General features: G+C 64.6%; 17 protein-coding genes. 1 reads left to right on the forward strand and 16 read right to left on the reverse strand.

All coding sequences use genetic code 11. From position 1 onward, the window contains the following. Window positions 1-30 precede the first annotated feature (30 nt). Complete coding sequence (gene mepK / locus V5F78_RS01340; protein WP_394068747.1) at window positions 31-1425, forward strand: peptidoglycan L,D-endopeptidase MepK; 1395 nt, start codon at window positions 31-33, stop codon at window positions 1423-1425. Between the two features lie 55 nt (window positions 1426-1480). Here mepK and V5F78_RS01345 read toward each other — a convergent pair whose 3' ends face one another. The 16 genes from V5F78_RS01345 to V5F78_RS01420 form a co-directional block, all read right to left on the reverse strand. Then, window positions 1481-2227, reverse strand: a complete 747-nt coding sequence (locus tag V5F78_RS01345) for a GntR family transcriptional regulator (protein WP_394068749.1) — start codon at window positions 2225-2227, stop codon at window positions 1481-1483. A 7-nt stretch (window positions 2228-2234) separates the two neighbouring features. Continuing rightward, on the reverse strand, window positions 2235-4361 hold the full coding sequence (locus tag V5F78_RS01350) for an acetate--CoA ligase family protein (protein ID WP_394068751.1): 2127 nt from the start codon (window positions 4359-4361) through the stop codon (window positions 2235-2237). After that, on the reverse strand, window positions 4361-5146 hold the full coding sequence (locus tag V5F78_RS01355) for an enoyl-CoA hydratase/isomerase family protein (RefSeq protein ID WP_394068753.1): 786 nt from the start codon (window positions 5144-5146) through the stop codon (window positions 4361-4363). The genes V5F78_RS01350 and V5F78_RS01355 overlap by 1 nt, the downstream gene beginning before the upstream one ends. Window positions 5147-5179: 33 nt before the next feature. Further along, window positions 5180-5974, reverse strand: coding sequence for an ABC transporter permease (locus V5F78_RS01360; RefSeq protein ID WP_394068755.1), 795 nt, complete (start codon window positions 5972-5974; stop codon window positions 5180-5182). A 21-nt stretch (window positions 5975-5995) separates the two neighbouring features. Next, window positions 5996-6775, reverse strand: coding sequence for an ABC transporter ATP-binding protein (locus tag V5F78_RS01365; RefSeq protein ID WP_394068756.1), 780 nt, complete (start codon window positions 6773-6775; stop codon window positions 5996-5998). Continuing rightward, the gene (locus tag V5F78_RS01370; RefSeq protein WP_394068758.1) at window positions 6772-7833 is read right to left on the reverse strand and encodes an ABC transporter substrate-binding protein; all 1062 of its coding nucleotides are present in this window, start codon (window positions 7831-7833) and stop codon (window positions 6772-6774) included. The genes V5F78_RS01365 and V5F78_RS01370 overlap by 4 nt, the downstream gene beginning before the upstream one ends. 349 nt (window positions 7834-8182) lie before the next feature. Next, a complete protein-coding gene (locus V5F78_RS01375) occupies window positions 8183-8899 on the reverse strand; it encodes an ABC transporter ATP-binding protein (protein WP_394068759.1) in 717 nt (238 codons plus the stop codon). Further along, on the reverse strand, window positions 8892-9683 hold the full coding sequence (locus V5F78_RS01380) for an ABC transporter ATP-binding protein (RefSeq protein ID WP_394068761.1): 792 nt from the start codon (window positions 9681-9683) through the stop codon (window positions 8892-8894). Before V5F78_RS01380 ends, V5F78_RS01375 begins: the two co-directional genes overlap by 8 nt. Then, window positions 9680-10708: a branched-chain amino acid ABC transporter permease gene (locus V5F78_RS01385; protein WP_394068762.1), complete on the reverse strand. Its 1029-nt coding sequence runs from the start codon at window positions 10706-10708 to the stop codon at window positions 9680-9682. Before V5F78_RS01385 ends, V5F78_RS01380 begins: the two co-directional genes overlap by 4 nt. Further along, on the reverse strand, window positions 10705-11577 hold the full coding sequence (locus V5F78_RS01390; RefSeq protein WP_394068763.1) for a branched-chain amino acid ABC transporter permease: 873 nt from the start codon (window positions 11575-11577) through the stop codon (window positions 10705-10707). The genes V5F78_RS01385 and V5F78_RS01390 overlap by 4 nt, the downstream gene beginning before the upstream one ends. Window positions 11578-11945: 368 nt before the next feature. Then, a complete protein-coding gene (locus tag V5F78_RS01395; RefSeq protein WP_394068765.1) occupies window positions 11946-13160 on the reverse strand; it encodes a diaminopropionate ammonia-lyase in 1215 nt (404 codons plus the stop codon). A gap of 279 nt (window positions 13161-13439) precedes the next feature. Then, the gene (locus tag V5F78_RS01400) at window positions 13440-14714 is read right to left on the reverse strand and encodes an ArgE/DapE family deacylase (RefSeq protein ID WP_394068767.1); all 1275 of its coding nucleotides are present in this window, start codon (window positions 14712-14714) and stop codon (window positions 13440-13442) included. A gap of 99 nt (window positions 14715-14813) precedes the next feature. Then, window positions 14814-15770, reverse strand: a complete 957-nt coding sequence (locus V5F78_RS01405) for an LLM class flavin-dependent oxidoreductase (RefSeq protein WP_394014138.1) — start codon at window positions 15768-15770, stop codon at window positions 14814-14816. An 82-nt stretch (window positions 15771-15852) separates the two neighbouring features. Next, a complete protein-coding gene (locus V5F78_RS01410) occupies window positions 15853-16623 on the reverse strand; it encodes a CoA-transferase subunit beta (protein WP_394068769.1) in 771 nt (256 codons plus the stop codon). Then, window positions 16616-17581: a CoA transferase subunit A gene (locus V5F78_RS01415; RefSeq protein WP_394068771.1), complete on the reverse strand. Its 966-nt coding sequence runs from the start codon at window positions 17579-17581 to the stop codon at window positions 16616-16618. Before V5F78_RS01415 ends, V5F78_RS01410 begins: the two co-directional genes overlap by 8 nt. Window positions 17582-17618: 37 nt before the next feature. After that, entirely contained in the window at window positions 17619-19118 is a 1500-nt protein-coding gene (locus tag V5F78_RS01420; protein ID WP_394068772.1) for a pyridoxal-phosphate dependent enzyme, read from the reverse strand. Between the last annotated feature and the right edge of the window lie 114 nt (window positions 19119-19232).

The following is a 19232-nucleotide window of genomic DNA, read 5'->3' on the forward strand; positions in this document are numbered from 1 at the left end:
GCCTTCAGGGCGAAGGGGGTGCGCTCTCTGGTGATTGCTGTCGCCCTCGTCGCCGGCGGCACCACGTCTCTCCAGAATGCGGTCGCCAATGGCGACACCCGCACCATCTATATCGAGAACATGCATACGGGCGAGAAGGGCGCGTTCACCTTCAAGAAAGAGGGCCGCTATGATCCCGAGGTGCTCAAGAAGCTGAACTGGATCCTGCGCGACTGGCGCAAGGAAGAGCCCATCGACATGGACCCCCATCTGTTCGACCTGATCTGGGAGGTCTATCGCGACGTGGATGCCAAGGAGAGCATCCATGTGGTGTGCGGCTATCGTTCGCCCGCCACCAATGCCATGCTCCGCGCACGCAGCAAGGGCGTGGCGCAGCAGAGCCAGCACACCCGCGGCAAGGCGATGGATTTCTATATTCCCGGCGTCAATCTCGCAGACCTGCGCGCCGCCGGCCTGCGGCTGCAACGCGGCGGCGTCGGCTTTTATCCCACCTCCGGCTCGCCGTTCGTGCACATGGACACCGGCGGCGTGCGCATGTGGCCGCGCATGACCCACGACCAGCTGGTGAAGGTGTTCCCGGATGGGAAGACCGTGCATATCCCCGCCGATGGCAAGCCGCTCGCCAATTACAATGCGGCGGTAGCCGAGCTTGAGGCGCGCGGCGACAAGGCCGATACGCAGGTTGCTTCCAACGAGTCCGGGAAAGGCATCAAGAATTTCTTCGCCTCGCTGTTCGGCAAGAAGGGCGGCGACGACGACGAGGGTGCGGACGAGGCCCCCGCGCGCACCCGGGTTGCCACCGCGAAGACATCTCCGGTCAGCGACACCGAAGCCGAGACGCCCGCCGCGTCCGCGAGCCGCGTCGCGCTCGCTGCCGCGCCGGTTCCGGCCGCGCGGCCGGCTGAAATCGCCGCCGCGCTCGCAACGGCACAGCAGACCGCTCAGGCCACCATGGCGCCGCTGCCGCTCAAGCGGCCAAATGCGCCTGTCCAGCATCCCCCGGTGCAGACCGCCGCGCTCGGGCCGGTGCCGCTGCCCGCAGTCATCACCCGCGGCACCGAGGCGCCGCCGCCGTCCGTGCTCGGCTATGCCTCGGCCAGCGATCCCATGGGGGGCATGCCGCAGAATCTCGTGATGACCTCGGGGCCCCAGCCCAGGATTCGGGAAAAGAGCAAGGCGGCGGAAATTCCCTTCGGCCGGATGTTCCTGGCCCCGACCCTGACCGCGGAACCCTATCTGCGGGCCCCCGAAATGCGGGTCTTCACGGCTTTCCTCACCGCGCCGCGCGAAGTGGTGGCGATGGGCTTTTCCTATGACGCGACCGGCGGGCTTTCCACCCAGCGCTTTTCCGGCCCCGCCATCGCCTCGCTGCCCACCTATATGTTCGCCTCCGCGAACGTGCGCCTGACGCAGCGCCTGCCCTGAGGCCGGTGCCGCGCGCCCGCCCCGGAAAGGGGCTGGCGTGTCGGCGGCGGTCGCTTCAGCCGGCGGCGCGGGCGCGCCGGCGCGCGGGCTCGGCCTTTTCCTTCGCCGGAGCAGGGGTCTCGGCCTCGGCTTCGGGCGTACCGGCGGGCAGGTTGCGGAATTTTGCCGTGCGCAGGATATGGGTGCGCATCACATCGGCAGCCCGTGCCGCATCACGCGATTCCAGCGCGGCCAGCAGGTCACGGATTTCCCCAAGCGCGCTGGTCGGGCGCGGCGAGCCGACGCTGGTGCGTTGGATCCAATGCACCTTGTCCAGCAGGTTCACCAGGATGCCGTTGATCAGCCCGTTTCCGGCGGCGCTATAGATGGCGCGGTGGGTTTGCAGGTCGAGCGCGAAATATTCCTCCACCTGACCTAAAGCGATCTCCGTGCCGAATGCCTCGAAGGCGCGCCGCAGCCTGGCGAGTTCCTCCTGGGACATGCGCTCCGCCGCAAGGCCCGCCACCGCCGGCTCCAGGATCAGGCGCAGTTCGAACACCTCGTTCATCTCGGCGTCGGTGAGGCCCTTCACATAGGTGCCGCTCTGCGGCGATACCGCGATCCATCCCTCACCCTGGAGGCGGGCGAGGGCGGTGCGGATGGGCGAGCGCCCGACCCCGAGTTCCGCCGCCAGCCGCACCTCGCTCAGCTTCTCGCCCGGCGCGAACCGGCGATCCATGATGCGCGATTTGATCTCGCGGTAAGATGCGGCGGCCCGTCCAATATCAGCGGCAGCAAAGGGGTCTTCGGTCATCGGACGCATTGAGCTTTCAATCGGGACGGGCAGGTTTTGGTATAATCACGCAATCGAGGGCACTGCAACCCGAGCCGGCTGCGAATACAGCCAGAGGATTGATCTCAACCTCGGAAACCTCCGCAGAAAAATCTGCGAGAAAAGTCGAAAGCGCACTGATGATCTGCGCGACCGCCATTTTGTCTGCCGGTTGCTTTCCGCGCCATCCATCCAGCAGGCGCGACACTTGCGTGGTGCCGAGCGCGTCCAGGGCCTGCTCCGGTGTGATCGGCGCGAGGCGGACGGCAACATCCTTGTAGAGTTCCACTTCCACGCCCCCCGCGCCCATCACGATCAGTGGCCCGAAATCGGGATCGACGCGCCCGCCGATGAAGAGCTCTGCGATGGGGGAGGCCTGTTCCTGCACCAAAAGGCCGAGCACCGCCCCGGTTTTCACGGCCCCCGCCGCCTCCAGCATGCGCGTGGCGGCGCTGTGGACATCCTCGGGCGTCTTCAGTCCCACCTTGACCAGGCCGGCATCGGATTTGTGGACAAGGTTCTCCACCAGGCCCTTCAGCACCACGGGATAGCCGAGCGAGTCTGCGGCCTCTACCGCTTCCGCGGCGGTCGCCACCTGGAGTTCGCGCGGGCCGGCAATGCCATAGGCCGCCAGCACGTCCTTCGCCTCGCGTTCGGTGGCAAGGCGATTCGCCGGAACAGCGCTCATGCGCGCCCGGGCGAGCGGGGCGTGGGCGGAAAGCCCTTCGGCACGATCGGGAGCCTGCGTTGCCGCCCAGCGGCCGTAACGCGAGAGCGCCATCATCCCGGCACGGGTGCCGCGCAGATAGGGCACGCCGAGCGCTGTGGAGGCGGCGTTCAGCTCCACATGCGGCTGGTCGGAAAGATTGGATAGCGCCACCAAGGGCTTGCCGCTGTCCTGCGCGCCCGCGGCGACCGATTTCAGAAGCGCGGAATAGCGCGCCGCTTGCTGCGCGCCGAGCCCGAACGGGGCATCCTGCAACAGCACCAGCAGCCCCACGTCGTCCTGGCTGGTGATGGCCCGCGCGCAGCCGCGCGCCACTTCGGGATCGTACAAGCCGGCCCAGGTGAGATCGAGCGGATTGCCGATATGGGCATAGTCCGGCAGCAGGCGGGTCAATTCCTCCCCCGTGGAGGGGGCGATGGGGGCAAATTCGAAGCCCACCTCCTCCGCCATGTCGAGTGCGAGCGCGATTTCCCCGCCGGACAGCGAGAGCGCCGCCGCCTTGCGCCCGGTCGGCAGCTGAACGAGCTGCGAGACCAGCAAAGCGGTCTCGATCAATTCATCGAGCGAAAACACCTGGATCGCGCCGGCATCCGCGAGCGCGGCGTCGCAGGCTTCGACGCTGCCAGCGACCGCGCCGGTATGGGCCTTCACCGCTTCCTGCCCCTTGGCCGAGCGGCCGCTCTTCAGCACGATGACCGGCTTGCCCTTCGCCCGCGCGCGCCGCAGTGCCGCGATGAAATGCTGGGGCTTCTTGATCTGCTCGGCGAACACCACGATGGTCGTCACCGCCGGATCGTCCAGGAAGGACTCGATATAATCGGCGGCGGTGGTTACGGCCTCGTTGCCGGACGTCACCACATAGCTGAACCCGAGGCCGCGTGCGGAATTCAGCAACGCGATGCCCACCGAGCCGCTCTGAAGCACCGCCGCGATGCCGCCGCGCGCGATGCTGTCCGGCAGCGAGGTGCCGAACAGCGCTGTCTTGCCTGCGAAATTCAGCAGCCCCAGGCAGTTGGGACCGCACACCGCAAGGTCGTGCGTTCGCGCGATTTCGACCAGCTCCGCCTGCGCGGCGACGCCGTCCGGCCCGGTTTCTCCGAACCCGCTGGAGAGGATGACGAGGGCGCCCGCGCCCTTCGCCACCGCCTCGCGCGCCACGCCGGCTACGGCGTCCGCCCCCACGGCCACGAACACCGCATCCACGGTGCCGGGGATATCGGCAAGGCTGGCATAGGCCTTCTGGCCGAGCAGTTCCGCCCGGCGCGGGTTCACCAGATGAACCTTGCCTTCAAATCCCACATGCTGAAGGGCGTTCCAGGCGTTCAGCCCCGGCCCCACCTTGTCGGACGCGCCGACAATGGCGATGGAGCGGGGCCGCAGCAGGCTCTCGATACCCATCAAATCCTCGCAAAAACCGGCTCGCGCTTCTCGGTGAAGGCTTTGGGGCCTTCATGGGCGTCCGGATGGGAGAACACCTGCTGGCAGATCTCTTCCTCAAACTGCGCCATGGCGCTCCAGCCCTCGCGCATGTTGAAGGCGATCGCCTCGCGGGTGGCGCGGATGGCATTCGGGGAGGCCTTGGAGATGCGCCGCGCGATGGCCGTGGCTTCTTCCATCAGCTTTTCACGCGGCACCACCTTGGTGATGAGCCCGAGGTCCTGCGCGGTCTTGGCGTCGAAATTCTCGCCGATCAGCAGGATGTCGAGCGCGCGATTGCGGCCGACCAGGCGGGGCAGGCGGGTGAGGCCCATGCCCCAGCTCGGCACCATGCCGATATAGGCGTCGCCCGCGCGGAAGACGGCGTTGTCCGCCGCGATGCGAATGTCGCACACCCAGCCGATGGCGGTGCCGCCGCCGATGCAATAGCCATGGATGGCGCTGACCACCGGCACGAAATAGCCCTCCAGCCGGTTCAGCGTGCGGCGGCCGAGCTCGCGGAACGCCTTGGCGGCTTCCGGCCCGCCGAAATCGCGTTCCTGCCTGAGGTCGCCGCCGGCGCTGAAGGCTTTTTCGCCCGTGCCGGTGAGGATGACGCAGCGCGCCTCGCCTTCGGCTTCCACGGTGTCCAGCGCCGCGATCAGGGCTTCCAGCACGGCGGAGGAGAGCGCGTTCACGGGCGGATTGTTGAGGGTGAGCGTCACGACATGGCCGTCGCGCGCGATCTTCACGAGAGGATCGCTCATGGACTTTCTCCAATCTTGTTTTCTATTTAAGACTCAATGGTCGTTGGCCTGGAGACCTTTGGGCTTGCCCCAGAAGACCAGGCGCACATGGAAGAAGCGCACCATGGCGTGCAGCGCGATGCCGAGCAGCGCCAGCACCACCAGCACCGCGAACATGCCCGACACATCCATGTTGTAGTTGAGCTGCATCAGCAGATTGCCGAGGCCCCGGTCGGCGCCGATGAATTCACCCACCAGCGCGCCGGTGATGGAAAAGACGATGGCGACGTTCAGCCCCGCGAAGATGAAGGGCAGTGAATTGGGGAACACCACCATGTGGAATTCCTGCCAGCGCGAGGCGACCAGCGAGCGCATCAGGTCGATCTTCTCAGCCTCGATGGTCGAGAAGCCGATGATGGCGTTGATGAGCACCGGGAAGAAGGAAATGATCGCGGCGATGGCAATCTTGGACTCGATCCCGATGCCCACCCACACAACGATGAGCGGCGCGAGCGCCACCTTCGGCAGGGCCTGGAAGCCGACGAGATAGGGCATCAGCGCCCGCTCGATCAGCTCGGAGCGGGTGACGAGGAAGGCGCAGGCCACTGCCGTGGCGGAGCCGATGAGAAAGCCGGCGAGTGCCTCGAACAAGGTGACGAGGGTCGCCCCCACCAGCAGGCCGCGATCGAAGATGATCCACAGCGCACGCAGCACGGAGGATGGCGGCGGGATGAGCAGCGCCGACACGCCGAACAGGCGGGGCAACGCCTCCCACAGGCCGAAGATGATGATGCCCGCGACCAGAGGCGGGCCGTAGCGATGCAGGATCTGCTTGAGGCGCGAATTCATGGCGTTTGCTTTCCGGTGCGCTCAATGCGGGTCCGAAGCGAAGTATTCGCGCAGCCGGTCGGCAAGCTTCACGAATACCGGATCGACGCGGGTGCGGCTGCTGCGCGGGCGCGGCAAGGGCACGTCCACCACGTCGATGATCGAGCCGGGGCGGGGCGAGAACACCGCCACCTTGTCGGCGAGGAGAAGCGCCTCCTCGATGGAATGGGTGACCAGCACCACCGTCTTCGCGCTCGCCTGCCAGATGCGCAGCAGTTCGAGATTCATGGATTCCCGCGTCAGCGCATCGAGGGCGCCGAAGGGCTCGTCCATCAACAGCACGTCGGGATCGTGCATCAGCGAGCGGGCGATGGCGGCGCGCTGGCGCATGCCGCCGGACAATTCGTCCGGATAGCGGTCCATGAACTTCTCGAGGCCGACGAGCTGAAGCAGATCCTTGGCGCGGGCCTCTGCTTGCTTGCGGTTCAGCTTCAACACTTCGGCCGGCACCAGCACGTTTTTCAGGATCGTGCGCCAGGGCAGCAGCACCGGGGTCTGGAACACCAGGCCGGTGTCGCGGCGCGGGCCGGTGATGGTTGTGCCGCGAATGGCCAAGGTGCCGGAAGAGGCTTTTTCCAGCCCTGCGATCATGCGCAGCAACGTGCTTTTGCCGCAGCCCGAGGGGCCGATGATGCAGATGAATTGCTTGTCGTCGATGTCGAGCGAGGTGGCCCGCAACGCCTCGATCACTTCGTTGGATCGGGACCGGAAGGTCTTGCTGACCTCCCGGATCTCGATCGCCGGCGCGGCGTGCCCGCTCATTTGTAGTCCTTCGCCTGGGCGATGATCGCCTTCTTGTCGAACGCGTTGTAATATTCGACGAACTTATTGGTATAATAGGTGCTCACGTCGGGCTTCGACTTGATAAGGCCGGCGTTGTAGAAGAAATCTTCCGTCTGCAGCCATTCTTCGCGGGTGAAGGCGCCAAAGCGGGGATCCGTGCGGCCGTCCACCTTATACTTGGCGAGGCGGGCCTGAAGAATGTGGATTGCTTCCTTCAGCGCCTGGTCTTCGGGAATATTGGTGGGCTTGGAGGCGGGATACTTCTGCCAGTGGATGCGCACCGCCGCTTCCGGATTCGCGAGCGTGAACTGGGTGCCCATGGCGATGCCGCGGCCCATCTTCTCGGCGACGGTCGGATTGGCGTTTACGTAATCCTCGTTGCCGAGCAGCATCAGGCTCAGCAGCTTGGAGGTTTCCGGCGTCTCGAAATGGCGGAAGGAATAGCCGTAATTCTCAAGCTGGGCATAGCTCCAGTCCCACAAGGCGAGCGCGTCCACGCGGTTGGCCTTGATGGCGGCGGCAGCCTGGGCGCCGAGGCCGATGGGCAGCCATTTCACATCCTTCTCGGGATCGAAGCCGATGGAGCGCAGCATCGCCTTGGCCACCGGCACCGCGCCGCTCGACAGGCTGACCACGCCGATGGTCTTGTCCTTCAAGTCTTTCAGCTGGGTGATGCCGCTGTCCTTGAGAACCGCGATGGTATAAATCGGCTCGCGCACATGGTTATAGACCGCGATGATCTTCGCGCCGTCTTGCCGACCGAAGAGCAAGGCTTCTGGGCTCGCCATGGTGAATTCGGCGGTGCCGGCGATCACCAATTGAGCGGCGGCGGTGGACCCGCTGAAGGGCGAAACCTCCACGTCGAGCCCTTGCGATTTCCAGAAGCCCAGCGTCTCGGGCACCGACGAGTGCGGCGCCTCGGCCACCGTCGGGCTGGGCGAGGTGAGCAGATAGCGCACCTTGGTCTGGGCGGAGGCAGGCAGACAGGAGGCGACGAGCAAAAGGCCCGCAGCAAGACGTGCGTGAAGCAATGACATTGGTGCTACCTCTGGATGCGTTCTTCGACGCTGGTTTAGACTAGAAAACTAGTCATCTAGATTTGTGTCAAGGCGCTATTTTCACCTCGCCTGCATGTTTCTCAGGCGGCGCCCGTCAAATCGGGGCGGCGCGCGTGGCGCATGGGCCTGAGATAGCGCGGTCCGTTTCCAAACGAGACAGAATTAAATATCTGAATATAAACACTTATTTGTACTTGAAACAAAAAAGAGGAGGCGATTGGTATCGCCTCCTCCGAGAAAAACAGGACCTCTTGCGCAGGCCCGGCGCGGCGCGCCCGCCTGCATTTTGATCAGGGCGCGACGCCGCCCCGGCGATGTGTCGGCGTGGCTAATGCGACAAGCCTCCGCCCAGATAGGCTTCATGCACATGCGGGTCCTCGATCAGCGCCTTGCCCGTGCCTTCGAGCGCCATTGTGCCGGTCTCCAGCAGATAGGCATAGTCGCACATTTCCAGCGCGGCATACGCGTTTTGCTCGACCATCAGCACCGTGGTGCCCGCGGCGCGGATGGTCTGGATGATCTCGAACACCTGCTCGACGATATTGGGCGCGAGCCCGAGGGAGGGCTCATCGAACAAGATCAGCTTCGGCCGCGACATCATTGCACGGCCGATGGCCAGCATCTGCTGCTCGCCGCCCGAGAGCGTGCCGGCGATCTGGCGCCGACGCTCGGCAAGGCGGGGAAACTGCTCGAAGATGTGCGCCATGTCGGCGGCGATCCCCTTGCCGTCGGAGCGCAGGAAGCAGCCCATCTCCAGGTTCTCGGCGACGCTCATCTGGCCGAACACCCGCCGGCCTTCCGGGCAGTGAGCGATGCCCTTGCCGAGAATGCGCGCCGGTGAGGCGCGGGTGATGTCCTCGCCGTCGAACAGGATCTGCCCGCCGGCCGCCGGAACGAGGCCGGAGATGGAGCGCAGCGTGGTGCTCTTGCCCGCGCCATTGGCTCCCACCAGCGCGACCATCTGGCCGCGTTCCACCTTCAGGGAAATGCCCTTGAGGGCCGTGACCTTGCCATAGCGGCAGACGAGGTTGCGGATCTCAAGCATGCTTCACCCCTTGGCCGAGATAGGCCCGGATCACTTCGGGATCGCTCTGAATCTTGCTGGGCGGGCCCTCGGCGATGATGCGGCCGTGGTTGAGCACGACGATGCGGTCGGAAATGCCCATCACCATGGGCATGTCGTGTTCCACCAGCAGGATGGTGACGCCGCGCGCGCGGATCTTCTGGAGGATCTTGATGAAGTTGGCGGTCTCGGTGGCATTCATGCCGGAAACCGGCTCGTCCAGCAGCAGGGCCGAGGGATTGGCCGCCAGCGCGAGGGCGACGCCGAGCAGGCGCTGGTCGCCATAGGGCAGGCTGCCGCCGAGTTCGTTCGCCTGATGATCTATGCCGACGACGCGCAGGATCTCCCACGCCTCCTCGCGCAGCTTGTCTTCCTCGCGCTTCTCCTTCGGCAGGCCCAGCAGGGTGCCGAACAGGCTGGCGCGGTTGCGCCGGTGCAGGCCGATCAGGGCATTCTCGAACACCGTATTCTTGTCGAATACGCTGGTGCGCTGGAACGTCCGCACCAGTCCGAGATTTGTGACCTGATGCGGTTTGAGGCCATTGAGCGAGGTGCCGCGAAACGTCACCTGCCCCTTGGTGGGTCGCAAGAACCCGGTGATGACGTTGAACGCGGTGGTCTTGCCGGCCCCGTTGGGGCCGATGAGGCTGACCAGTTCGCCCTCGCGCACGTCGAAATTCATGTCGGCGATGGCGACGAGCCCGCCGAAATGCACCGCCACATGCTCGATGGAGAGAGCGATCTTGGCTTTCGCGAAAGCGTTCATGCCTGCTCTCCCTTCTCGGTCAGGGCAAGCGATTGAGGGGCGGCGGGAGGGCGCGAGAACCAGCGTTCGATCGCCGGCACGATGCCCTGCGGCAGGATGAAGACGATCAGGATCATCAACACGCCATAGAGGATCCACTGAACCTCCGGCCCCACGTATTCGCGCAGAAGCACCGGCGCGATGCCGAAGATGAGGCCGCCCACCAGCGGGCCGGCCAGTGTGCCCTTGCCGCCGGTGATCACCATGATCACCATGGTCACCGTGTTGAGGAACATGAAGATCATGGGATCTATGATCTGAAGATAATGGGCATACAGCCCGCCGGCCGCGCCCGCCATGGCCGCCGAGATGATCGCCGCGAGCACGAGGTAGCGCGTCACGTCGATGCCGACCGACATGGCCAGCGATTCATTCTCGCGCAGCGCGATCATTGCGCGCCCATAGGGCGAGTTCACGATCCGCTTGATGATGATGTAGCCGAGCGTGATGAAGAACAGCACGACGTAATAATTCTGCCACTTGGCCCAGAGCGTCACGTAGCCGGTGAAGTCGGAGCCGAGGGTCAGCGGCGGAATGCCGGGCAAGGCGAGCGGGCCGTTGGTGAGTTCAACCCAATTGAGCGCGACGAGGCGTGTCACCTCGGCGAAGCTCACCGTGACGATCACGAAATAGGCGCCGCGCACGCGGAACGACAGCCGCCCGATGATGTAGCCGCACAGCCCCGCGATAATGGTGCCGAGCAGGAGGCCGACCACCGCCGGCCATTGCCCATGCACGAAGGTATGGCCGAACAGCGTGACCTCGAAGCCGAGCGTGGTCAGCGCGCTGACATAGGCGCCGATGCCGAAGAAGGCGACGTGGCCGAGGCTCAATTGCCCGGTATAGCCCAGCAGCAGGTTGAGGCTGAGCGCCGCCAGGATGAAGATGCCCGAGACCACCAGCGTATGCAGGAAATACTGGTCCTTCAGCCACAGCGGAACGCAGGCGAAGAAGAGAATGACGAGATAAGGAAGAAGGCGTCTCATCCGATACGCTCCACGCGCGCGAACAGGCCGGTGGGCCGGAACAGAAGAACCAGGATGATGATGATGAAACCCATGGCGTCGCGATAGCCCGACGAGATGTAGCCGGCGCCCAATTCCTCGACGAACGCGAGGATGAACCCGCCGATCGTGGCCCCCGAGATGCTGCCCAACCCGCCGAGAATAACGATGGCGAAGGCTTTCAGCGATGCGAGGTCGCCCATGGTCGGCGTCACCACGAACACCGGGCCGAGCAGAGCGCCCGCCGCCGCGGCGAGGCTCGATCCGAGTGCGAAGGTCATGGTGTAGACGAGGTTGATGTTCACCCCCATCAGCGCCGCCGTGCTGCTGTCCTGGAAGGTGGCGCGCATGGCCTTGCCGAGCTTCGTGCGGTTGATCAGCGCATAGGTCGCCGCGATCAGCGCCAGGGCGAGGCCCAGCACCAGCAGGCGCAGCCAGGAGAGTGAGACCGGGCCGATCACCAGCGGCTCTGTGGGCAGCGGCGAGGGAATGGACTTCGCAACACTGCCCCAGGTGAGCGTTTCGACATTCTGCAGGACGATCCATGCGCCGATCATGAGCAGCATGGTGGTGTCGATGTCGGCGGTGCGCTTGGGCCGCAGAAGGATGAGTTCGATGAGGGCGCCGAGCACCAGCCCGGCGAAGATTGCAAAGCCGATGGCCAGGAAGAAGTTCAGGCCCAGCATGTTTGCCACGAAATACATCATGTAGGCGCCGAGGGCGTAGAGTTCACCATGGGTGAAGTTTACGACGCGCATGATGCCGAAGATCAGGGTCAGCCCAATGCCGAGCAGGGCATAGGTGCCGCCCATGATCAGGGCATTGGCGACATGTTGCAGCAACTGGTCCATGAGCGCTCCTATTGGGGGCTCCGCCGCACGACGCATGGGCGCGTGCAAGACGACGCACGGCGCGGGCGGAACCCATTGAACGGGAGAAGCTGAGGGAGGAGGAGGACCGACCCGCCGTCAATTTCCCACTGAAGGTGCCCGGCGTCCTTGGCTGCGAAGCAGCGGCGCCGGTTGTTGTTCTACCTTCAACGAAAGGCCTCGGTCCGCACCGGTTATCTGTCGAATAGCCCCGGGGCGAAGAGAAAGCCTCGCAGAAAGTTCGTTTTTCGCACGTTCCCTTTCGGGGATACTAAAACGTATTATTATTAGCACAATAATACGAGTGGCAGCGGGGATTTCAAGTCCCGCAGCGGTACGCACACGCAATTCTACGCTGAAGCCTGCGTTGCGCCAGATGCGCGGGCGATCCCTGCAGGCGGAGCGCCGACAATGGCGGCGTAGCGGCCGGCGTCCGTGGCGCCTTCGGTGTTGATGACGAAGATGCGCGCGGTTTCATCAAGGCCGAGCAGGGTGCGCATGTGTTCGCTGTTCGCCACGCGGATGAGGCCGGCGAGGCCCGCCCCGCCGCTTTCGCCCGAGACGATCGCCGGATCTCCCGGCAGGGGACGGGCGAGACGGCGCATCACGTCTTCCGCATCCGCCTCGTCCACGGTCATGAAGGCATCGGCGGCGCGCGACAGGATGCGCCAGGCCACCAGCGAGGGCTCGTAGCATTCAAGCATCGCCATGATGGTGGGCGTTCCTGCCTCGATCTTCAACGACTGGCCGGCCTTGGCGCTTTCGAACAGGCAGGCGGCGCGGGCCGGCTCCACCACGATGAAGCGCGGACGCGCCTCTCCATAAATCACGGCCAGATGTCCGGCGACAGCGGCCGCGAGCCCGCCGACGCCAGCCTGCATGAACACATGGGTCGGCTTTTCCGGCATAGCGGCCAGCGCTTCGCGGATCATCGCGGTATAGCCCTGCATGACGAGGCCGGGAATGCGCTCGTAGCCCGGCCAGGAGGTGTCGGAGACGACGATCCAGCCTTCGGCGGCACATTTGCGCGCGGCTTCCTCCACCGCGTCGTCATAGGTGCCCGGCACATGGATCATGCGTGCGCCGAAATCGGCGATGGCCGCCACCCGGTCGGGGCTGACGCCCGAATGCACGAAGATCGCCGCCGTCGCGCCCACCAATTGCGCGCCCGCCGCGACCGAGCGGCCGTGGTTGCCGTCCGTGGCGCAGCCCACCGTCATGGTCTGCGCGATCGCGCGAATGTCCGGGGTGAGCAGTTCGGAAATATCCACGGCGCGGCCCAGGCGCCGGCTCGCTTCCTCCAGCACCAGGCGGATCACCGCATAGGAGCCGCCCAACGCCTTGAAGCTGCCGAGCCCGAGGCGCGTGCTCTCGTCCTTCACCGCGATGGAGGCGACCTTCAGTTCGCGGGCGAGGGCGGGCAGGTCATGAAGCTTGGTCGGCACATGCTCGGGTCGATGGGAGAGGAAGCGCTCCACCTCGTCCGCCGCCGCGATCGACAGGCAGTCGGCATCTCGCGTGTCCAGCGGAAGGTTGTGATCGGGAAGTGCATTGGGAATAAGCATGCCGCGTCCTTGTGCTCTCCACGCAACGTTAGTGTGTGGCGAGAGGGCGCAGGGCTCTAATTTGCCATCGCAAATGCAATGTTTTTGCGTTTGCCGCAGGGGAAGAAGCGTTTTCGCTTATGGGAATGCCGCCGTCCGCCCGAGCGCGCGCGTCGGGCGGACGGCGGCGGTTTCAAGGGGCGTGGAAGGCTTAGGGGAGACGCAGGTCGCTCCCAAAAAGAAAACGGCCGGTCCTTTCGAACCGGCCGCCGAATTTCGGGCTGGAGGAAGCTTATCGCTTCACTTCTTCTCCACGCCGCACCAATCGTAAATGCTCAGCGCCATCACCTTGATGGCGGTGATGTAATCCTCGATCGACACATATTCGTCGTTCGAGTGCATCACGGCCGTGGAGCCGGGGCCGAAGATCACGGTCGGCGTATCGGCATAGAGGTTCAGGAAGCGGGTATCCGCCGCGCCCTGGCGACCGGAGATGATCGGCTGGTGGCCGGAAATCTCGGTGTAGGTCTTGCTGACGATGTCCACGATGGGATGGTCGCGGGGGATTTCGGAGGCCTGCGCGTCATAGCCCACGAAGCGCACCACCGGGGGATGATCCTTCATCCACGGGTCGCGGGCGGCATGCTCGGCGATCTTCTTCACCAGGCTCTGCTTGACGCCCTCGTGGTCCTCGCCCGGCACGGTGCCGATCGAACCCTTGAGCAGGCAGGTGGCGGGGAAGGCGCTCGGATAATTGCCGGCCTGGAAGCTGCCGACGATGCAGGGCAGGGAATCCAGCGCATTGGGATAGAGCGGATGGGTGACGGTGGCGACGCGCTCGTCCTCCAGTTCCTGCACCGCGGCGGCGATCTTGTTGCCGAGCGTGATGCCGGAAATGCCCTTGTAGCGCTGCTGGATGCCGGCCGGCTTGCCGTTGATCTCGATCTCGAACCAGATGCGGCCGATGCAGGCCGGCTGCACATGCAGGTCGCTGGTCTCGCCGGAGATCCCGGCGTCCGCCTTATAGCCACGGATCACGGTATCGAGCGTGCCGTGGCCGCTGACTTCCTCGTCGATCACGACATTGATGTACACGTCGCCCTTGGGCTGGAGGCCGAGTTCCTTCATGAACTCCACCGCCATGATGTGGCTGGCGACGCCGCTCTTCATGTCCGCCGAGCCGCGCCCGTAGATGCGCCCGTCCCGGATCAAGCCGGACCAGGGATTGTCGCTCCAGCCTTCGCCGTTGCCCACGGGGATCACATCGGTATGGCCGTTCAGCAGCAGCGAGCGCCCGCCGCCGGCGCCCTTGAAGGTGGCGACGATGTTCGGGCGGTTTTCATAGCCGCGATCGACCGGGCGATAGCCGGGATGCTTCTTCAGCTCTTCCCAGTCGGTTTCCCACATGTCGACGTCAAGGCCGATATTGGTCATGTAGTCGTTGAGGAAGGCCTGGATCGCGGCTTCATCACCGGTCACGCTCGGGATGGTGATCATCTTCTGCAAGAACGCGATCGCCTTGTCGCGGTTGGCGTCGATCGTGTCCAGAAGGGCCTGACGGTTGGGGTCGCTCATTGCTCTGTCTCCGGAAGGTCTCGTTGCGCCGGCTCGCGGCGATGTCCCACTGCAAAAGAAAATGCCCCCGGGACCGGCCCGGGGGCTTGAGGCACCGCCTCAGAGGGCCTTGAGGCGGGGAATGATTTCCTTGGCGATCACCTCGACCTGGTCGGGGCGATACTTGTAGGGAACGAAGATGATCTTTTGCACACCGGCGTCGATCTGCTCCTGAAGCTGGGCGACGCATTCGTCCACATTGCCCATGATGGCGCTCTCGCGGGTGCAGTCGCTATAGGCCGGGAAATCCCATTCCTTGTTCAGCCAATCCATCATTTCGTCCTGCACGGCAGCCTTGGAATCGCCGACCATGATGGGAAGCTGGGAGGCATTGAGCAGGGTGTCGGGATCCTTGCCGCCTTCTTCGGCGAAGTTGCGCAGCTTGACCCAGGACTTCTTGAAGTCTTCGGGGCGGTAGAAATAGGTCAGCCAGCCGTCGCCGACGGTGGCGGCGCGCTGCAACACCTTGTCCACATAGCCGCCGATGAGGATCGGCATGCGGGGCTGCTGATAGGGCTTGGGATACATGACCGCGGCGGAGATCTTATGGAACATGTACTCGCCATCCACCTTATCCTCGGTGAACAGGCGGTTCAGGATCTCCAGATTTTCATCCATGATCTTGCCGCGCTTTTCGAACGGGATGCCCATGGCATCGAATTCGCGCTTGTACCAGCCGGACGCCATGCCCATCACCATGCGGCCCTTGGAGAGCTGATCCATGCTGGAGAGCTGCTTGGCGAGGGCCACCGCATTGCGCAGCGGCAGAACCAGGATGCCGGTGCCAAGCTTGATGCGGGTGGTGCGCGCGGCGATCGCGGTCAGCACGGTCAAGGAATCAATGATGGGGAAGTTCGGCTCGACGCCGAGCAGCATGTGATCCCACACCCAGATGGAATCGTAGCCGAGCTCTTCGCACTTCACGCCGTACTCGACGAGGCCGGGCGCATCCGGCATTTCCGGATAGGCGGTGAAATTCCGCGAGGCGATCCCGAAGGTCTTGGACAGGATGGTCATTCTTGTTCCTCCATTGGCCCTGGAGCGCTTTCGAACGAACCGGATACCAGTTCGCGAAGAAAACGCGTTGACTTGGGTTAGGTCAGGCGGTGAACAGGCGCTCGGGATCGAGCATCCGCAGGGTCGACAATTCGTGTTCGGTCGGCGGCTCGGTGACCGCGCTCTGGGCATCGAACACCAGGTCGAAGCCGGTATTATCCTGCACTTCCTCGCGGCTGACGCCGGGGTTGAGCGCGAGCACCTTCATGCGCCGCTCGGCATCGTCGAAGCCGAACACCGCAAGCTCGGTGATGACACGGAACATGCCGCCCGCCGGCAGGCCGCTTTCGGCGCGCGAGGTGCCGCCGCGGATGAAGCCGGGGCTGGTGATGAAGTCCACCTGCTCCACGAACCGCCGCTTCTCGTGCTTCATGGCGACGATCATGTTGGTAAGGGAGGAGATGTCGTTGCCGCCGCCGGTGCCGGGCAGGCGGGTCTTGGGGTGGGCGGGATCGCCGATGAACGACGAGTTCAGATTGCCGAACTGGTCGATCTGCGCGCCGCCCATGAAGCCGATGTCCACATAGCCGCGCTGCAGAAGCAGCAGCACATCCGTGGAGCCGAGCACCATGTTGGCGCGCTTGGTGCAGCGCTGGTCGTTGGTGGAGGGCGGCAGCTTGCCGGGTTCCACGAACGCACCCACGACGCCGCCCTCGAACAGGATGGTCAGGCCAGGGCAGCGCAGGCGCTGGGCCAGCGTCGCGGCGAGCAGGGGAATGCCGACGCCGGCGAACACCACTTGCCCATCCTTGAGCTGGCGGGCGCTGAGGATGGCGAGAATTTCGGTCGCCGTGTAGCGATGCGCCTCAGTCATTGTAGATGCTCCGTCCGCGCTGGCTGGCTTCCAGGATTTCTTCAAGGCCGATGAGCGAGAGGTATTCGTTCCAGGAGGCGGGGCCGTAGACGTATTTTTCCAAATATTCGCGCATGCCCTCGACGGGCGCCTTGTTCACCTGCGCCACATATTCGGACATGTGCTTCATCATCGGCTCGTACAGGCCGTAGCATTCGTGCGGGGCCGAGCCGTAGGGCACTTCCACCACCGCATCGACGCAGAAGAACGGGATCTTCGTCTGGTCGGGCGCGCGGCGGATCTGGTCGTTGGAGACGATGCGCTCGGTGGTCAGGATCACCCGCTTCGCCGCCATGGCGAGGTCGATGTCCATGAATTGCAGCCCGTCCATCTGCGCATTGCCATAGGCATCGCAGCGCTGGACATGGATCAGCGCCACGTCCGGGTTCAGGGCGGGCACCAGCAGCAGCTTTTCGCCGGTGAACGGGCAGTCCATCTCCTTCGCCTCGGGGCGGATGCGCAGCACGTCGGACCCGAGCATGGAGCGGATGGGCAAGAAGGGCACGCCCATGCCGCCGGCGCGGAACCGCATGCCGACAGCCATGTGGCTCCATTCCTCGTAGTTGGCGCTCCCGTTCTCCACATGGTGACGCATCACCTTGGAAAGGCCCCACAGGATGCCTTGGGCGAACCAGCTGGTGATGATGTGGTCGCAGATGCCGGAGCCGAACAGCAGATCGCCGTCGGTGGAGATGATGCTGCGCGAGCAGGTGAGGCCCTTCTTGCGGGCGCGCATGAGCTGCCAGATCATCGCCATGGGCGTGCGCGACATGGTGGAGCCGCCGAGGCCCACGCTCGCACCATCCGGCACGAAGGAGGCGGCCTCCTCCAGCGTCACCACCTTCTCGCGCAGGCTCTTGTCCCGCTGCGAGAGGTCTTGGCGCAATTGCGCATAGGGCGTCACGCCTGATGCCGTCACCTTCGTCTCCTTTTTGTCCCTGGAAGCTTTTGCTTTGCTAGGAGGCGCTTACTTCCGCATTGAACTCTTCGATCAGCCGGTCGTAGACCGGGAGCTGCGCGGCAAGGCCATCCCAGAAGGATTGATGCTTGCGGCGTTCGAAATCCTCGAAGGCGATGCCCTGCTGCTCCACCCAGGTGTAATAGCCGAGGTTGAAGATGCGCCGCCGGTCGCTTTCGCGCAGTTCCAGCATGTCGGCGGTGGAGGCCGCCTCGATGGCGAAGGCGAAGCTTTCGGCCGCGTCCACGGCGTCGAAGCTGCCGCCATAATGCTTGGCGAGATAAGAGGCGCGCTCGGTCTCATAGAGGCCGGCGCCGTCGGTGGCGATGGTCACCACCACATCGTCCGCGCCGTAGCGCATGTATTTGGCAAGCTTGATGGCGGCGACGATGTTGGCGAGGCCGGAAATGCCAACATTGTCGAACGCGGCGATCAGCGCCGGGTCGATCTTCTTGCGGTCGGCAAGATAGGCGCGGCCCGCCTCGGTGCCGAACAGCAGGTTCAGCCGGTCGCTCGCCCGATCCGAGACGGCGATGACGAAATCCGTGTTCATCACATTGTGGATCAGCGGGATATGCTTATCGCCGATGCCCTGGATATTGTGCTCGCCATAGCCGTTTTCCAGCAGGGTCGGGCATTCCAGCGCCTCCACCGCCGCGATGCGCGTGCCGTAGAGGGCCTTGAGGTGATCGCCTGCGGCGATGGTGCCCGCCGAGCCGGTTGCGGAGACGAAGGCGGCGAGGCGGCTCCCCGGCGCGCCGGCCTTCAGGCTCTCGAACACGCTGGCGCAGGCGGCGCCGGTGGCGGCGCGGTGGACCATATAGTTCGAATAGGCTGAGAACTGATTCAGGATGACGTTGCTCTCATCCTTCTGCATTTCATTGCAAGCGTCGTAGATTTCCTTGACGTTGCTTTCCGTGCCCGGCGTGCGCACGATGTGGGCGGGGTCGGAGACCCACTTCTCCAGCCAGTCGAAGCGTTCCTGGCTCATGCCGGCCGGCAGCACGGCGACGCCGGCGCAGCCGATGATGCGCGACACCGCGATGCCGCCCCGGCAATAATTGCCCGTGGAAGGCCACACCGCCTTATGGTGGGAGAGATCGAACGCGCCGGTGACGAGCTGCGTCACGAGGCCCGCATAGGCCGGCAGCACCTTGTGTGCGCCGATCAGCGGGAAGCGCGCACCTAGCAGCACCACGATCGGCGCGGCGACGCCGGTGAGGGCGCTGGGCAGCACGATATGATCGGGAACCGAAACCGTGCCGCGCCCGTCGGCGGCATTGTTCCAGTGGATGCGCCACAGATTGGCGCCGTCGGGCGCGTTGCGGTCCAGGTTCGCCAACGTGGCGACGCGCGCGGCGGGAATGGTCGAGGGATCGGCCAATTGGCCGAAGGTCGGCAGGCTCAGGCCTGCGTCCCGCATGTGCCGGATCGCGGCCTGCCGCTGCTCAGCATTGACGATGCCCGGAGCCGATCCGGGTACGTGCGCTGCACTCATCTCAAGACAACTCCCCCGCCGAAACGGATCTGGCGACCTAAGGTCATATTATCATACTATTATTAGTACAATACGCTTGGGGAATGGCAAATCTTTTTTGCTGCGAAACCGGCG

This window comes from Roseixanthobacter glucoisosaccharinicivorans, from assembly GCF_043195095.2.
GTDB lineage: Bacteria > Pseudomonadota > Alphaproteobacteria > Rhizobiales > Xanthobacteraceae > NCEH01.

Coding starts and splice junctions, on each gene's coding strand:
- V5F78_RS01345 (WP_394068749.1), bottom strand. CDS start 2,227: ATGCGTCCGATGACCGAAGACCCCTTTGCTGCCGCTGATATTGGACGG.
- V5F78_RS01350 (WP_394068751.1), bottom strand. CDS start 4,361: ATGGGTATCGAGAGCCTGCTGCGGCCCCGCTCCATCGCCATTGTCGGC.
- V5F78_RS01355 (WP_394068753.1), bottom strand. CDS start 5,146: ATGAGCGATCCTCTCGTGAAGATCGCGCGCGACGGCCATGTCGTGACG.
- V5F78_RS01360 (WP_394068755.1), bottom strand. CDS start 5,974: ATGAATTCGCGCCTCAAGCAGATCCTGCATCGCTACGGCCCGCCTCTG.
- V5F78_RS01365 (WP_394068756.1), bottom strand. CDS start 6,775: ATGAGCGGGCACGCCGCGCCGGCGATCGAGATCCGGGAGGTCAGCAAG.
- V5F78_RS01370 (WP_394068758.1), bottom strand. CDS start 7,833: ATGTCATTGCTTCACGCACGTCTTGCTGCGGGCCTTTTGCTCGTCGCC.
- V5F78_RS01375 (WP_394068759.1), bottom strand. CDS start 8,899: ATGCTTGAGATCCGCAACCTCGTCTGCCGCTATGGCAAGGTCACGGCC.
- V5F78_RS01380 (WP_394068761.1), bottom strand. CDS start 9,683: ATGAACGCTTTCGCGAAAGCCAAGATCGCTCTCTCCATCGAGCATGTG.
- V5F78_RS01385 (WP_394068762.1), bottom strand. CDS start 10,708: ATGAGACGCCTTCTTCCTTATCTCGTCATTCTCTTCTTCGCCTGCGTT.
- V5F78_RS01390 (WP_394068763.1), bottom strand. CDS start 11,577: ATGGACCAGTTGCTGCAACATGTCGCCAATGCCCTGATCATGGGCGGC.
- V5F78_RS01395 (WP_394068765.1), bottom strand. CDS start 13,160: ATGCTTATTCCCAATGCACTTCCCGATCACAACCTTCCGCTGGACACG.
- V5F78_RS01400 (WP_394068767.1), bottom strand. CDS start 14,714: ATGAGCGACCCCAACCGTCAGGCCCTTCTGGACACGATCGACGCCAAC.
- V5F78_RS01405 (WP_394014138.1), bottom strand. CDS start 15,770: ATGACCATCCTGTCCAAGACCTTCGGGATCGCCTCGCGGAATTTCACC.
- V5F78_RS01410 (WP_394068769.1), bottom strand. CDS start 16,623: ATGACTGAGGCGCATCGCTACACGGCGACCGAAATTCTCGCCATCCTC.
- V5F78_RS01420 (WP_394068772.1), bottom strand. CDS start 19,118: ATGAGTGCAGCGCACGTACCCGGATCGGCTCCGGGCATCGTCAATGCT.